Consider the following 14655-nt stretch of genomic DNA (forward strand, 5'->3'; position numbering starts at 1 on the left):
TTGTGGGACGGTGGAAAAGCCCCGTTTCCGGGGCTTTCGTCACTCTCGTGATTACAGGCAGGCTCTGCAGCCGGCAGCGATGGACAGCGAGTTGCTTTGTTGGTTGCCGACCCCCGCCGAGACGTTGGCACCGCCGTTGCCGGAGAAGCCGTTCATCGAGCCAGACATCGACGCGTTGTTGATCACAGGGTTTTTCCAGCCGTCTTTGGTCAGCACTTGCTTGGTCCAGACGCCGGAAAGTTCGATCGTGCCTTGTTCCTTGAAGGTGAACTTCTGATTGCCATTATCGTGATCGCCACCGCCGCTACGATCGTCATAGTCATGACCGCCACCATGGTGATCGTCGTCGCCCTGGATCTTGCCGTAGCCGGTGCCTTTGTAGGTGCCCGAGGCATTGAAACTGCCGCTGAGGGTGTCTGTTTTGTAGGTACGCACACCCTTGTTGTCCACGTCCAGGCCAGTGGAGGTCTGGTCGGCCGAAGCTGACGCAGTCGCTACGCGTCCGCCGGATACGGCGATTGCCAGGTTGTTTTTCTGTTGGTTGAAGTCGCCGGCGGTGACGTTGATGCCGATATTGCCGGAGCCGCCGTTGCCTGCATTGTCGAGTGTTGCGCTGTTTTGCGTGGACCAGTTTTTCACCGTGTTGTTGGTGTTGGTCTGGGTCGCGCTGGAAGTGGCTACCGCGCTGCCGAAGATGAAGCTTTCATCGGCAGTGGCCAGGGCGACGGCGTTGTCTTGCTGGTTGCCGTCGCCGGCAGCCACGTTGGCGCCCATGTTGCCGTTGGAGTTGTTCATCGAGTCGCTGGCGTCGGCGTTGTTGTGGGTGCCACGGTTGCTGACGCTGTTGCCCGAGCTGTACTGCTCATCGGTCACGTTGGCCACGGCACCGGCGGTGAGTTGCAGCTTGGTGTTGAGGTCTTGGCCGCCGCCGCCGCCGTGGCCGCCATGACCTCCATGGCCGCCGTGATGACCATTGTGACCGCCATGGCCACCGTGACCACCGTGGTTGTCGTCATTACCGCCTGCCTGTGCAGCGATCGCCATGACCGCGGCGAGGGCAAAAACCAGTGGCTTGAGAGCCATTGTAGGTTTCATGGTGTTTCTCCGTGCTTATTTAGTTGGTTAAGTGTTGGTACCTTCCAATCGCACTGCTGCGGGTCAGTCAGCGACCCGTATGCTCAGGGTGTTAGCCATTCGGTTCCCCACCCCGGCACTCTGGTTCACCTGAATCACTCCCCGGCTGCCGGTGAAGGCCTGGTCGCTGGTAACGACCTGGCGGCTGCCTTTAGAAGCGTCAGTTGCTCCCGAGCCTGGTAACAGCGCCACGTTCTGTTGGGACAGGACGCTGTCGTCGATGCTTTGCGGCTGGGCACTGATGCTCACCCGCATTGCGTTGATCATCTGGTTGTTGGCGCCGGCTCCCTGGTTCACACCCAGGACCCCGTTGCCGTTGCTGAAAGCGTTGCCGCCGATGCTGCTGCTGGCGTCGATCGCGCTGCTCGCCGGGGTGCCGAGCTTCTGCCGGACCACAGTGGTGGCCTGGGCGTCGGTGCCGATGGCAATGGCGCGTGTGTTGGTCTGTTGCTGCTGGTCGCCGGCGGCCTGGTTGACGTTGAAGTTGCCGTTGTAGCGGGCGCCGGAGTTGTGAAGGGTGGCGGTGTCCACCGCCTGGATGCCTGGGTCGGCCATCACCGAAGCGCAGCCGAACAGGGCAAGCCATACGAGGGTACGAGTCATCTCATTGGCCTCCGGCCATTCTGCCCAAAGGAGCCAGGCCAGAATTCAGCGAGCGGTTGATGGTGCCGGAGATGGCGCCACCGCTGCCGCCGCCGTGGCCGGTGCTCATGCCGGCCATGCCGTTGGGGTTGGTGACGGTGTTCAGCCCCTGCAGGTTGACGCCGTTGGGCATGACGCTGCCGCTGATCGTGGAACCGCTGCTGACCCCGGCAAAATCGCCGTCGCTCAATTCGGTGTTGCTGGTCATCTGTTTGACCCGGGCCGATGGGTTGGCATTGACGGTGGTCGGGTAGGGATCAGGATGCAGCGGAGGGCGGCCGACGCTACGCGGTTGAACGTCGCGGTCGAGAATGATCCTGCCGTCCCTGATGTCGCCGGCAGCCTGGACCGGGAGACTGAGCAGCGAGCCGATGGCACAGCCGATCAGCAGGAGGCGGGTCAGAGCTGAATTGAGATTCTCCACGGCAGCATTCCCTTCTTTTTCGCTGGCCCTAGTCAGCGTTGCGAGGGTAGAGAGCAGAAGCCGTGCCGCTTTTTGATTGTTTCAAAAATTCAACAGGTTACGAATAACCAGGTGTGTTGCCGGGGCAGGGGTGTTTCAACGATGAGACCCGTATCGCCTTCGACAGCCCGGTATGGCCGTGGCGAGGCTCTGGATCGGGGGGCTCGCGGCGGGTTGTATCAGCGTTTTAACAGATGGCAGAAGGGCAATGAGAAGCCCTTTGATTTGGCCGTTCTGCGCAGCGGCGGGTGTTTCAGGGATGGACGTTTTTCTCGCCAGCAGAGGAAAGAAAAAGCGGACAGGAAAAGGATTCGGCTAACCCTGAAGTAAACGCTCGACCCGCTCGAATGCCCGTTGTCGACGGGCTTCCCAGTCGCCGCGAATCACTTCGAAGGGCTGCTGGTGTTGCACCAGCCAATCACCGGTGGCCTTGAAGAAGGCCAGGCGCTCGCTCAGTTGGGGTTGGCAGCGCTGGCCGTCGTTGCTCCAGCCGACATCTTCGGGGGAGAGTAGCAGGTGCAGATCGTAGCCGCGAGCCAGCAGCTCGGGCTCCAGCCAGTCCGGGCAGGTGCCGAACAGGGTCTGGCTCCAGAGCATATTGCTCAGCAGGTGCGTGTCGAGAATCAGCAGCGGCGGCTGTTGTGCCCGGGCCTGGTCCTCCCAGGCCAACTGGCCGCGGGCGATCTCCGGGATATCCGCCAGGCAGGTATCGCGTCGCTGCTGCTCGATGAAATGGCGGACGTACTCGCCCACCTGGATGCCACCGAAGCGCGCCTGCAAGTGGCCGCTGAGCCAGCTTTTGCCGCTGGACTCGGGGCCGGTCAGTACCAGGACCTTCATGCCGGGCGCAACGCCGGGTCGGCCCGCCAGGCACGCCAGCCCTGCACGGCCAGCAGGGTGAACAGTCCGTACAGGGCCGCCGTCAGGTACAGGTCCTTGTAGATGAACAGGCCGACAAAAATCACGTCGACGGCAATCCACAGCGGCCAGCATTGCACGCGCTTCTGCGCCATCCACCATTGCGCCACCAGGCTGAAGCCGGTCAGCGCGGCGTCCAGCCAGGGTTGCGCGGCATCGGTCCAATGGGCCATGGCGGCCCCCAGCAGCAGGCTGCCGATGGCCCCGAGGCTCAGGCCCAGCAGCATCGAGCGGGGCGCCAGCAGGCTGACCGGACGGCCCTGATGGCTGGCGCCACCGCGGGTCCACTGCCACCAGCCATAGAGTTGCAGGGCGGCGTAGACCACTTGCAGCAGCATGTCCGAATACAGTTTCACTTCGAAGAAGATCCAGCTGTACAGCAGCACCATGACCAGGCCGATCGGCCAGCACCAGGGGTTCTGCCTGACTGTCAGCCAGACGGCGATCACGCCGAGTGCGGCGGCGAACAGTTCAAGCCCGGACATGAAAAACTACCTGGAAGCGGAGGAGGGTGCGGATTGTAACCAGAAGCGGCCTTGCATGTTAGTGAAGGCCGGCAACCGTGGCGGGGCGAACCCCGCCACAACCAGCTTCAGACCCGGAACTGGCGCAACAGGCCGTTGAGCTGCTCGCTCAGTTCCTTGAGGTGCAGGCTGGCGGCACTGGACTGCTCGGCCGCCAGGGCGGTGCTGTGGGACAGGCCGGCGGCCTGGGTCACGTTCTGGTTGATGTCTTCGACCACATGGGCCTGTTGCAACGTGGCGCTGGCAATCGAGGCGTTCAGCCCGTTGAGGTTGCGCAGGGCCTGGCCGATGGCGTTCAGGCTTTCACCGGCCAGCCCGGCCTGCTCGATGGTCTGTTGCGAAGCCCGGTTGCTGTCGCCGATGACTTTCACCGCAGCTTCCGAGTGCCCTTGCAGGCGCTCGATCATCGACTGGATCTCGGCGGTGGACTTCTGCGTCCGCTGGGCCAGCAGGCGCACCTCATCGGCCACCACGGCGAACCCACGGCCCTGTTCGCCGGCGCGGGCGGCTTCGATCGCCGCGTTGAGCGCCAGCAGGTTGGTCTGCTCGGCGATCGAGTGGATCACCTCCAGCACGCTGCCGATCTGGGTGCTTTCCTGGGCCAGGGTGCGAATCACTTCCACGGCCTGGTCGATGGTGCCCGAGAGCCGGTCGATCTGTTGCAGGCTGCCGTCGATATTGACCTGGCCCTGCTGGGCCTGGGCTTCGGCGTCGCGCATCTCGCTGGCGGCGTGTTCGGCGTTCTTCGCCACGTCCTGTACGCCGTAGGTCACTTCGTTGATGGCGGTGGCCACCAGCTCCATCTGCTGCGACTGCTGCTGGCTGCGTTCCTGGGCCTGGCTGGCATTGCTGCCCAGGTCGGTGGAGGACTGCGCCAGGGCTGCGGCCGACACCTGCAACTGGCTGACGACGAGACGCAGCTTGGCGGTGAAACCGTTGAAGTGCCGGGCCAGTTCGGTGACTTCGTCCTGGCCGTGGGTGTCGAGGGTACGGGTCAGGTCGCTTTCGCCGCTGGCGATATTGGCCATGGCGTGCACGGTTTCCTGCAGCGGGCGGACGATGCTGCGGGCGATCAGCAACACCAGCAAGGCCATGAGCAGGGCAATGGCGATACCGACGACCGAGGCCTTCACCACCTGGCTGCGGAACTCGGCCTGCACGTCATCGATGTACACCCCCGAACCGATGATCCAGCCCCAGGGCTGGAACAGCTGGACATAGGAGGTCTTCTGCACCGGCTCGCTGGCGCCCGGTTTCGGCCAGCGATAGTTGACCATGCCGGCGCCCTTGGCCTTGGCGATGGCCACCATTTCGTTGAACACGGCAAAGCCGTCCGAGTCGCGAATGGCCGCGAGGTTCTGGCCGTCGAGCTTGGGGTTGGTCGGATGCATGACCATGACCGGGGTCAGGTCGTTGATCCAGAAGTAGTCGCTCTGGTCATAGCGCAGGTTGCGTATGGCGCTCAGCGCCTGCTTCTGCGCCGTCGCGCGATCGAGGCTGCCGGCGCTTTCCAGGCCCTGGAAATAGGCCAGCACACCGTTGGCGGTCTGCACCACATGCTGGGTTTTCTGCGCCTTGGCCTGGTACAGGTCGTCGTGGATCTGTTTGAGCATCAACATGCCCAGGGTCATCAGCATCAATACCGCGACAATCAGGATGAGCCACAGCCGGCGGCTGATCGACATTCTGCGTAAGCTGTTCATGAATCTGTCACTCCCGATTGTTGTTCTTGTAATAGAAACACCCCGTACATCCGTCATGCGCTCCTTGCAGTCCGGTCCATCGGATTCTCGCAACGCGACAGCGTTTATCGAGTATGTCTGCTAGGATTTCGGCCTCATCGCGAAAAACCTGAATCCGGCTGATTTTTCACGGAATTTTCAGGGGCGATGATGATCCTATTGCGGCTGCGAATCCGCGACGCACGCGTCAGTGAACATTGAAAAAAAATTAAAAAGGCATGCCACGGCATGACCTTCGGGGGATTGATGGAGCTTTGGACTGCCGCACAGGCATTGATTTTAGGGATTGTGGAAGGGCTGACGGAGTTTCTGCCCATCAGCAGCACGGGCCACCAGATTATCGTTGCCGACTTGCTCAACTTCGGTGGCGAGCGCGCCATGGCGTTCAACATCATTATTCAGTTGGGGGCCATTCTCGCGGTGGTCTGGGAGTTTCGCCGCAAGATCCTCGACGTGGTCACCGGCCTGCCGACCCAGCGCAACGCCCAGCGTTTCACCATCAACCTGCTGATCGCCTTCCTGCCCGCCGTGGTGCTGGGGGTGATTTTCGCCGACCTGATCCATGAATACCTGTTCAATCCGATCACCGTCGCCACGGCGCTGGTGGTGGGGGGCGTGGTCATGCTCTGGGCCGAACGCCGGCAGCATGAAATACATGCCAACACGGTGGACGAGATCAGTTGGAAAGATGCCTTGAAGGTCGGTTTCGCCCAGTGCCTGGCGATGATTCCAGGCACCTCGCGCTCAGGCTCCACCATCATCGGCGGCCTGTTGTTCGGCCTGTCGCGCAAGACCGCCACCGAGTTCTCGTTCTTCCTGGCGATGCCGACCATGGTCGGTGCCGCGGTCTACTCGGGCTACAAGTACCGCAATCTGTTCCAGCCGGACGACCTGCCGGTGTTCGCCATCGGCTTCATCACCTCGTTCATCTTCGCGATGATCGCGGTCAGGGGCCTGCTCAAGTTCATCGCCAACCACAGCTACGCGGCCTTTGCCTGGTACCGCATTGCCTTCGGCCTGGTGATCCTCGCCACCTGGCAGTTCGGCTGGGTCGACTGGACCGCGGTCCATTCCTGATGGATGCACGCAATCAGAACCGCCCCGGTAGCGTCGCCGGGGCACGGATCCAGCAGCCAAGGCTCAAGGCGGTGGTTTTCCTGCTGCTCTGCGCCTTACCGCTGTGCGGCTCGCTGCTGTTGGGTGTGAAGGGGATTTCCTGGGTACCGCTGGTGGCCTACGGTGCGGTCAGCGTGCTGACGTTCTTCCTCTATTGGAGCGACAAGCGCAAGGCCCGTAGCGACAGCTGGCGGACCCCGGAAAACGTCTTGCACGCCGTGGAGCTGGCCGGTGGCTGGCCAGGCGCCTTGCTGGCGCAACAGGCGTTTCGCCACAAGACCCGCAAGCTGTCCTATCAACTGGTGTTCTGGCTGATCGTGCTGCTGCACCAGGTGTTCTGGATCGACCGGCTGTTTCTCGAAGGCAGCCTGTTCTCGCTGTTCTAAAGCAACAGGCCTACCTGTACCCGCTTGGGCAGCTTGCTCACCACCAACTGGTGCGAACGCTGCAGCAAGTCCCGCAGTTCGCCGGTGCCCAGCGGGTAGGGCGTCTGCATGATGATCCAGTGCGCCCGGGCCAGGTACGGCGCCGGCCCGATGCCGGGACGGTCGACATGGCCGAGGAACAGCTCCTTGTCCACCTTGAACGCCAGTGACTCGCCCCGCAGGTTCTGCAGGGCGAACATCTTGTTGCCGGCCACGGAAAACACCCGCACGCCGCCCCATTTGTAGTCTTCGCGCGCGCCCGGCAAGTCCAGGCAGAATTGCGCCACATCCGCTTCAGTCATGGTTTTTTCTTCCTTTTGTCGCGCTGTCACAGTGTGCGGTCCCCGCAGCCTTTGAAGGCTTCGCTGACATGCTCGATCCAGGCCCTTACCGCTGGCAATACACCGCGCCGGTGAGGGTAGACCGCCTGCAGCCAACCGCCAGGCAGCGACCACTCGGGCAGCAGTTGCACCAGCTGCCCGGTCTGCAGTTCTTCTTCGCAATACATCATCGGCAGGATGGTACAGCCAAGGCCGGCGAGGGCGCAGGAACGGCGCACCAGAAAATCGTCGATGCCCAGGCGCGCCTCCAGGACCAGGTCGCATTTCTCGCCCTGGGCATCAAGCAGGCGCAAATGCACCATGCGGTCGGCCTCCAGGGCTCCCAGCACCGGCACCTTGTGCAGGTCTTCGGGACTGTGGATCGGCCATTCCCGGGCGAACCCCGGACTGGCGACCATCACAGTCTGCGCCTGGCGCAGGCGCCGGGTCACCAGCAAGGGATCTTCGTCGCCATGTTCGCGAACCCGCAGCGCCACGTCGATGCCTTCGGCGACCACGTCGACCCGGCGGTTGAGCAGCTGCATGTCCAGCTGGACCTGGGGATATTGCTCGAGGAACGAGCTGATGACGGTCGGCAACATATGATGGGCCAGGCCCACCGGGCAGGACACCCGCAGGCGCCCGCGAGGTTCGCTGGACATGCTGGCCACGGCCTCGTCGGCCATTTCCGCTTCCAGCAGCATGGCCTGGCAGTGACGCAGATAACGTTCGCCGACCGCGGTCAGCTTCAATTGGCGGGTGGTGCGTTGCAGCAATCGGGTGTGCAGGCGTTCTTCCAGTTCGGCGATACGCCGCGACAAACGGGATTTGGGCACCCCCAGTAAACGCCCGGCGGCGGCGAAACCACCGGCTTCCACCACCTTGGCAAAGTAATAAAGATCGTTGAGGTCTTGCATATCCTGACTCTACTGTCCTGCTGATGGGACAAACTATCGCATTTATGCCGACTAATCAGCTATTGGTTTCACCTGTAGGATTGTCCTCAATTGATCGCCCGGTGGCGATCCTCACTTGGAGAATCCCAGATGAAACTGTTGCATATCGATTCGAGCATCCTTGGTGACAACTCGGCTTCCCGTCAGTTGAGTGAAAGCGTGGTCAAGGCCTGGAAAAACGCCGATGCCAGCGTTGAAGTGACCTACCGCGACCTGGCCGCCGATGCCATCAGCCATTTCAGCTCCGCCACCCTGGTGGCCGCCGGTACCCCGGCCGAAGTGCGCAACGCTGCCCAGCAGCACGAAGCCGAGCTGAGCGCTTCGACCCTCGCCGAATTCCAGGCCGCCGATGCTGTAGTGATCGCCGCGCCTATGTACAACTTCACCATCCCGACCCAACTCAAGGCCTGGATCGACCGCATCGCCGTCGCCGGCCAGACCTTCCGCTACACCGAAGCCGGTCCTGAAGGTCTGTGCGGTGGCAAGAAAGTCGTGGTGGTCTCCACCGCGGGCGGCCTGCACGCCGGCCAGGCCACTGGCGTGGCTCACGAGGATTACCTGAAAGTGCTGTTCGGCTTCCTCGGCATCACCGACATCGAATTCGTCCGCGCCCACGGCCTGGCTTATGGCGACGAAGTCCGCAACAAGGCCCTGAGCGACGCCCGGACGCACATCAGCGAGCAACTTTTTGCTGCCGCGTAAGGCTTGTGTAAAAGTCGCTTACGCTCCAGGCAACGCCCTTTAAACTCTGTATTCTGATGCCCTCCAGGCAGCGGAATACGGAGTTTTTCGTGTTCGTGCTATTTGTTCTGGCTCGGGTTATGCAGTGGCTTGACCAGGCCCGGCAGCTCCAGGCAACAGGCCAGCGGAATCCTGGCCAGTGAAGCAATGAACCGGCGTTTTCATCAGGTAGGGAAGGTGGTGCATCCATGATGCGTCTTTGGGCAATGTCACTGATCTGCCTGCTCGGCGGCCCGATTATCGTGCACGCCGCGCCCGCGCCCCATCCGCACTGGAGCGTGGGCTTCCACGAGATGAGTTTTCTCGACCCGCTGGACCAGCAGCCGATGCGCGCCATTGCGTTCTATCCCTCCACTGGCATCGAACACAGCAGCAAGGTCGAGGGTTATCAGATCGCCGCCTCCCGGGATTCGAAGGTCGCCATCGGCCGTTTTCCGCTGTTGATGCTGTCCCATGGCAATACCGGCACGCCACTGGCCCTGCACGACCTGGCCACCTCGCTGGCGCGCAAGGGCTTCGTGGTGGTGGCGGTGATTCATCCGGGCGACAACTACAAGGATCACAGCCGGCTGGGCACCCTGAGCAATCTCTATGGCCGGCCGATCCAGATTTCCGAAGCCATCACCGCGACCCTGGCCGACCCGATGCTGTCGCCTTTCGTCAACGCCGGGCAGGTCGGGGTCATCGGTTACTCGGCCGGTGGCGAAACGGCGCTGATCCTGTCCGGGGCGACCCCCGACCTGGATCGCCTGCGCCGCTACTGCCAGGAGCGCCCCGACGATCACGATGCCTGCAATACCCAGGGCGAACTGATCGTCGATCGCGACGACTTGCAACCGGTCGCCGACCCGCGGGTCCATGCGTTGCTGCTGATGGCGCCGCTGAGCCTGAAGTTCGGGCGCCAGACCCTGTCCGGCGTGCATGTGCCGGTGTTGCTCTACAGCGGCGACGTCGACAAGCTGGTGGCTTTGGACAAGAACGCTGCGGCCCTGGCCCGCAAGCTGCCGGTCGCGCCAGACTTTAGACTGTTGGCCGGGGCCGGGCACTTCGTGTTCATGGCGCCGTGCACCGAGGAGCAGTTGCTGAGCATGCCGGCCTTGTGCACCGACGCCGATGGCGTCGACCGCGAGGACATCCACCGCAATCTGATCGCCGAGGCCGGCCGCTTCTTCGCCCAGGCCCTGGGCAAGCCGAGCCGGGCCGGGATGCAGACCGCGGATCAGTGACTCAGGCGTCGGCCCGGCGCTTGAGCAGCAGGGTCAGGCCAAGGGCGCTGAGCGACAGCAGCGCCGCGCAGAAGAAAATCCACGAATACCCCAGGTTCAACGCCACCGCGCCCATCAAGGGCCCGGCAATCGCCAGCGCCAGGTCGAAAAACACCGCGTAGGCGCTCAAGCCGGCGCCTCGGCTGGTGCTGGGCACCTGCTTGATCGCTTCCACCCCCAGCGCCGGGTACACCAGCGACAGGCCGAAGCCGGCGAGCCCGGCGCCGATCATGGCGAACGCCGTCGATGGCGCCAGCCACAGCAGGATCAGGCCCAGGGTCTCGATGCTCATGCAGGCGATGGCCGCGCGATAACCGCCAAACCGGCTGATGCTGGAGATGAACAGCAGGCGCGAGAGGATGAAGCAGATGCCGAATACCGTCAGGCAATAGGCCGCGCCGGTCCAGCCGCGGCTGAGGTAGAACAGGGTAATAAAGGTGGTCAGGGTGCCATAGCCGATGGACGCCAGGCTCAGGCCGGCACCGTACGGCGCGATACGGCCGAACACCGCGCGAAACGACAGGCGCTCGCCACGGATCACCGGCACCGATGGCTTGTTGCGGATCAGCAGCAGGGCCAGGGCCGCCAGCAGCGACAGGGCCAGCCCCAGGCTTTCGAAACCGTAGTCGGCGACCATCACCACCCCCAGCGGCGCGCCGATGGCAATCGCGCCATAGGAGGCGATGCCGTTCCAGGAAATCGAGCGCGCGGTGTGCTCGGCGCCGACCTGGCCCATGCACCAGCTGATGGTGCCCACGCCGATCAGGCCCTGGGCCACCCCCAGCAGCAAACGTCCCAGCAACAGGACGCTCAGGCTGAGCAGCGGCAATGTTTGCAGGAGGCTGGACGCCAGGGTCAGCAGCCCGCTGAGGAAAATTCCCGCCAGGCCGTAGACGATTGCCCGTTTGGTGCCGATGTTGTCCGACAGGCGCCCGGCCATGGGCCGGCTGAGGAGGGTGGCCAGGTACTGCGAGCCGATGGTCAGCCCGGCCACCACCGCGCTGAAGCCCAGTTCGCCGTGGACGTAACCCGGCAGCACCGCGATCGGCAGGCCGATGCAGAGAAACGCGATAAAGGTATAGAAGACGATAGAGACGATCTGCAGGGTGATCGCCATGGAGCTGGGCACGGGCTGTTGTTGCGCAGACATGAGGGCTCGTTCGCGGGCGGGCGGTTGGAGAACTGCATCATGGCGCGGGCCGGAAATAAAAGGAAGCAGGCTAACGATTTCTTTATGGCCGGCTATTTATAGGGGTTGGGAGGACGTCATCGCTGCGTCTGTAGGAACGAGGCTTGCCCGCGATGCTTTTATAGCCGTACAAAAAAAGCCCCGTCACCAGGACGGGGCTTGCAAGCCGGCAACTGGTTGGCGTTTCTTAGAACACCACGCCCTGGCTGCGCAGGTAGTCGTCGTAGGTGCCGCTGAAGTCGGTCACGCCGTTCGGGCTCAGCTCGATGATGCGAGTGGCCAGGGACGACACGAACTCACGGTCGTGGCTGACGAAGATCAGCGTGCCCGGGTAGTTTTCCAGGGCCAGGTTCAGCGCCTCGATGGATTCCATGTCCAGGTGGTTGGTCGGTTCGTCCATCACCAGTACGTTGGGCTTTTGCAGGATCAGCTTGCCGAACAGCATGCGACCTTGCTCACCACCGGAGATGACCTTGACCGACTTGAGGATCTCGTCGTTGGAGAACAGCATGCGGCCCAGGGTGCCACGGATGATCTGCTCGCCCTGGGTCCACTGGCCCATCCAGTCGAACAGGCTGACGTCGTCTTCGAAGTCATGGGCGTGGTCCTGGGCGTAGTAGCCCAGCTCGGCGCTTTCGGTCCACTTCACCGAACCGGCGTCCGGGGTCAGCTCGCCCATCAGGGTGCGCAGCAGGGTGGTCTTGCCGATGCCGTTCGGGCCGATGATCGCCACGCGCTCGCCGGCTTCGACGGTGAAGCTGAAGTTCTTGAACAGGGTCTTGCCGTCGAAGCCCTTGGACATCTGCTCGATGGTCACGGCCTGGCGGTGCAGCTTCTTGGTCTGTTCGAAGCGGATGAACGGGCTGACGCGGCTCGATGGCTTGACCTCGGCCAGCTGGATCTTGTCGATCTGCTTGGCGCGGGAGGTGGCCTGCTTGGCTTTCGAGGCGTTGGCCGAGAAGCGGCTGACGAAGGTCTGCAGCTCGGCGATCTGGGCCTTCTTCTTGGCGTTGTCCGACAGCAGTTGCTCGCGGGACTGGGTCGCCGCGGTCATGTACTCGTCGTAGTTGCCCGGGAACAGGCGCAGCTCGCCGTAGTCCAGGTCGGCCATGTGGGTGCAGACGCTGTTGAGGAAGTGACGGTCGTGGGAAATGATGATCATGGTGCTGTTACGCGCCGTCAGAATCGTTTCCAGCCAGCGGATGGTGTTGATGTCCAGGTGGTTGGTCGGTTCGTCGAGCAGCAGCACTTCCGGATCGGAGAACAGCGCCTGGGCCAGCAAGACCCGCAGCTTCCAGCCCGGAGCCACTTCGGTCATCGGGCCGAAATGCTGTTCCAGGGGAATGCCCAGGCCCAGCAGCAGTTCACCGGCGCGGGACTCGGCGGTGTAGCCGTCCATCTCGGCGAAGTCGGTTTCCAGCTCGGCCACGGCCATGCCGTCTTCTTCGCTCATTTCCGGCAGCGAGTAGATGCGATCGCGCTCGGCCTTGACCTTCCACAGCTCTTCGTGACCCATGATCACGGTGTCGATCACGGTGAATTCTTCGTAGGCGAACTGGTCCTGGCGCAATTTACCCAGGCGAACGTTCGGCTCCAGCATGACCTGGCCACCGGACGGCTCGAGGTCGCCGCCGAGGATTTTCATGAAAGTCGACTTGCCGCAACCGTTGGCGCCGATCAGGCCATAGCGGTTGCCGCCGTTGAACTTGACCGAAACGTTCTCGAATAGCGGCTTGGCGCCGAACTGCATCGTGATGTTAGCTGTGGAGATCAATTACTTTACCTATCAAGGGGTTGCGAGCATCGTGTGGGCTCTTGGGCCATTCCCAGGGTATTCTGGAGCTTTTCCGTTTCGCCCCGGTCATCGCCAGGGTCGAGCCAGCGAGCATAAGTAGACAGCAACATCTGGACGCTATGGCCAAGTTGCTGGGCAATAAAGGTGGGAGGTCATGTTGGAATTTGGCGCGCATTGTCGCATATGTGCGCCGGCAGTTGTATGACAGTGACCCACGGATTTTTCATCCAGGCCGGTAAGCGTCAGGCATTGTAAAAATCGCCGCTGCGGATTTGTTCCGGGCAATGCGACTTAAGTCGTGGAATAGCGGACGGACACATTTTCACAAATCGGAGTTAACCTTTGGTTACAAACTGTGGCTAAAATGCCGACCAGTTGCCACATGCCATCATTGGCATGGGCTCAGGGACGTGCCTTCAGGACCTCTTATCGCTTTCGGACGCTGCATATGACCCCGGCCCAGGTGGCCTACGTGGGGGCGCAGTATGTTCTCTTCTGACATGTGACGATTTCCGTGAAACTCATCATTGCCGCTGTTTACGTTTTATCCATCGCGTATGTGCACCTGCGTGGTCGCGTGCGCCATAAACTGGGCCGCCAGCTGAGTGATCACTCGACCTTCCTGGCCCCGATCAACTGCTTCCTTTATCTGTTCTCGAAGATCCCCAACCGCCCGTACCTCGATCCGGCCGACTTTCCCGACCTGAGCCCGTTGCAGGCCCACTGGGAAGAAATCCGCGCCGAGGGCCAGAGCCTGCTCAGGGCCGGGGAGATCAAGCGTTCGGAGCAGTACGACGACGTCGGCTTCAACTCGTTCTTCAAGACCGGCTGGAAGCGCTTCTACCTCAAGTGGTACGGCGACAGCCATCCTTCGGCGATGAAGCTGTGCCCGCGGACCACCGAACTGGTGCAAAGCATCGGCTCGATCAAGGCGGCGATGTTCGCCGAACTGCCGCCGGGTTCGAAACTGGTGCGCCACCGCGACCCTTATGCCGGTTCCTACCGTTACCACCTGGGCCTGGAAACGCCCAACAGCGCCGGTTGCTACATCAATGTCGACGGAGAGCACTATCACTGGCGCGACGGCGAAGCGGTGATGTTCGACGAGACTTACATCCACTACGCGGAAAACACCACCGAGCAGAACCGCATCATCCTGTTCTGTGACGTCGAGCGGCCGATGAAGTACCGCTGGGCCGCCGCCTTCAACCGCTGGTTCAGCCGCACCGTGATGGCCGCCGCCGGTTCGCCCAACGATGCCGGCGACCGCACCGGGGGCCTGAACCGCGCCTTCACCAGGCTGTACAAGATCCGCCTGCGCGGTAAAGAGCTGAAAAAGCGCAACCGCAAGCTTTATTACCTGGAAAAGTGGGCGATCTTCGCTGCGCTGTTGCTGCTGTTCATCTTCATCTGATTCGCCGGATG

Annotated in this window: 15 protein-coding genes; 5 read left to right on the forward strand and 10 right to left on the reverse strand. The window is 62.3% G+C overall.

Features of this window, described 5'->3' with window-relative positions; genetic code table 11:
* Window positions 1-51 precede the first annotated feature (51 nt).
* From fapC to AC07VU_RS19620, 6 genes are all read right to left on the reverse strand, one after another.
* Window positions 52-1095 carry an amyloid-like fimbrin subunit FapC gene (gene fapC, locus AC07VU_RS19595; RefSeq protein ID WP_495030287.1) on the reverse strand — a complete coding sequence of 348 codons (1044 nt, stop codon included), beginning with the start codon at window positions 1093-1095 and terminating at the stop codon, window positions 52-54.
* 63 nt (window positions 1096-1158) lie between these two features.
* Complete coding sequence (fapB, locus tag AC07VU_RS19600; protein ID WP_495030288.1) at window positions 1159-1737, reverse strand: fibril amyloid subunit FapB; 579 nt, start codon at window positions 1735-1737, stop codon at window positions 1159-1161.
* 1 nt (window position 1738) lies between these two features.
* Window positions 1739-2200, reverse strand: a complete 462-nt coding sequence (gene fapA / locus AC07VU_RS19605) for a functional amyloid chaperone FapA (RefSeq protein ID WP_495030289.1) — start codon at window positions 2198-2200, stop codon at window positions 1739-1741.
* A 354-nt stretch (window positions 2201-2554) separates the two neighbouring features.
* Window positions 2555-3079 (reverse strand): AAA family ATPase, encoded by a 525-nt coding sequence (locus AC07VU_RS19610; protein ID WP_274302627.1) that lies wholly within the window; start codon window positions 3077-3079, stop codon window positions 2555-2557.
* Complete coding sequence (pnuC, locus tag AC07VU_RS19615; RefSeq protein ID WP_053261070.1) at window positions 3076-3642, reverse strand: nicotinamide riboside transporter PnuC; 567 nt, start codon at window positions 3640-3642, stop codon at window positions 3076-3078. The genes AC07VU_RS19610 and pnuC overlap by 4 nt, the downstream gene beginning before the upstream one ends.
* 107 nt (window positions 3643-3749) lie before the next feature.
* Window positions 3750-5384, reverse strand: coding sequence for a methyl-accepting chemotaxis protein (locus AC07VU_RS19620; protein WP_495030290.1), 1635 nt, complete (start codon window positions 5382-5384; stop codon window positions 3750-3752).
* 285 nt (window positions 5385-5669) lie between these two features.
* Between AC07VU_RS19620 and AC07VU_RS19625 the strand changes: the two genes are divergently transcribed.
* The gene (locus AC07VU_RS19625; RefSeq protein ID WP_053261582.1) at window positions 5670-6500 is read left to right on the forward strand and encodes an undecaprenyl-diphosphate phosphatase; all 831 of its coding nucleotides are present in this window, start codon (window positions 5670-5672) and stop codon (window positions 6498-6500) included.
* Entirely contained in the window at window positions 6500-6925 is a 426-nt protein-coding gene (locus tag AC07VU_RS19630; RefSeq protein ID WP_274302633.1) for a DUF1294 domain-containing protein, read from the forward strand. The genes AC07VU_RS19625 and AC07VU_RS19630 overlap by 1 nt, the downstream gene beginning before the upstream one ends.
* On the opposite strand, the gene AC07VU_RS19635 is transcribed toward AC07VU_RS19630, so the two are convergent.
* Both AC07VU_RS19635 and AC07VU_RS19640 read right to left on the reverse strand, forming a co-directional pair.
* Complete coding sequence (locus tag AC07VU_RS19635) at window positions 6922-7266, reverse strand: MmcQ/YjbR family DNA-binding protein (RefSeq protein WP_053261071.1); 345 nt, start codon at window positions 7264-7266, stop codon at window positions 6922-6924. The two genes, AC07VU_RS19630 and AC07VU_RS19635, sit on opposite strands and share 4 nt — an antisense overlap.
* Before the next feature lie 26 nt (window positions 7267-7292).
* Window positions 7293-8201, reverse strand: a complete 909-nt coding sequence (locus tag AC07VU_RS19640; RefSeq protein WP_102681216.1) for a LysR substrate-binding domain-containing protein — start codon at window positions 8199-8201, stop codon at window positions 7293-7295.
* Window positions 8202-8330: 129 nt separating this feature from the next.
* Here AC07VU_RS19640 and AC07VU_RS19645 point away from each other — a divergent pair, with 129 nt between their 5' ends.
* Together AC07VU_RS19645 and AC07VU_RS19650 are read left to right on the forward strand one after the other, a co-directional pair.
* Complete coding sequence (locus AC07VU_RS19645; RefSeq protein ID WP_007926437.1) at window positions 8331-8942, forward strand: FMN-dependent NADH-azoreductase; 612 nt, start codon at window positions 8331-8333, stop codon at window positions 8940-8942.
* A 227-nt stretch (window positions 8943-9169) separates the two neighbouring features.
* Window positions 9170-10207: an alpha/beta hydrolase family protein gene (locus tag AC07VU_RS19650; protein WP_007926435.1), complete on the forward strand. Its 1038-nt coding sequence runs from the start codon at window positions 9170-9172 to the stop codon at window positions 10205-10207.
* 1 nt (window position 10208) lies between these two features.
* Here the strand turns inward: AC07VU_RS19650 and AC07VU_RS19655 are convergent, their stop codons facing one another.
* A complete protein-coding gene (locus tag AC07VU_RS19655) occupies window positions 10209-11396 on the reverse strand; it encodes an MFS transporter (protein WP_087091036.1) in 1188 nt (395 codons plus the stop codon).
* A 226-nt stretch (window positions 11397-11622) separates the two neighbouring features.
* On the reverse strand, window positions 11623-13209 hold the full coding sequence (locus AC07VU_RS19660) for an ABC-F family ATPase (RefSeq protein ID WP_009043780.1): 1587 nt from the start codon (window positions 13207-13209) through the stop codon (window positions 11623-11625).
* 535 nt (window positions 13210-13744) lie between these two features.
* On the opposite strand from AC07VU_RS19660, the gene lpxO reads away from it, so the two are divergent.
* A complete protein-coding gene (gene lpxO, locus AC07VU_RS19665) occupies window positions 13745-14644 on the forward strand; it encodes a lipid A hydroxylase LpxO (RefSeq protein ID WP_062825821.1) in 900 nt (299 codons plus the stop codon).
* Window positions 14645-14655: the final 11 nt, after the last annotated feature.

The sequence above is a fragment of the Pseudomonas sp. GW821-FHT02B10 genome (assembly GCF_059421865.1).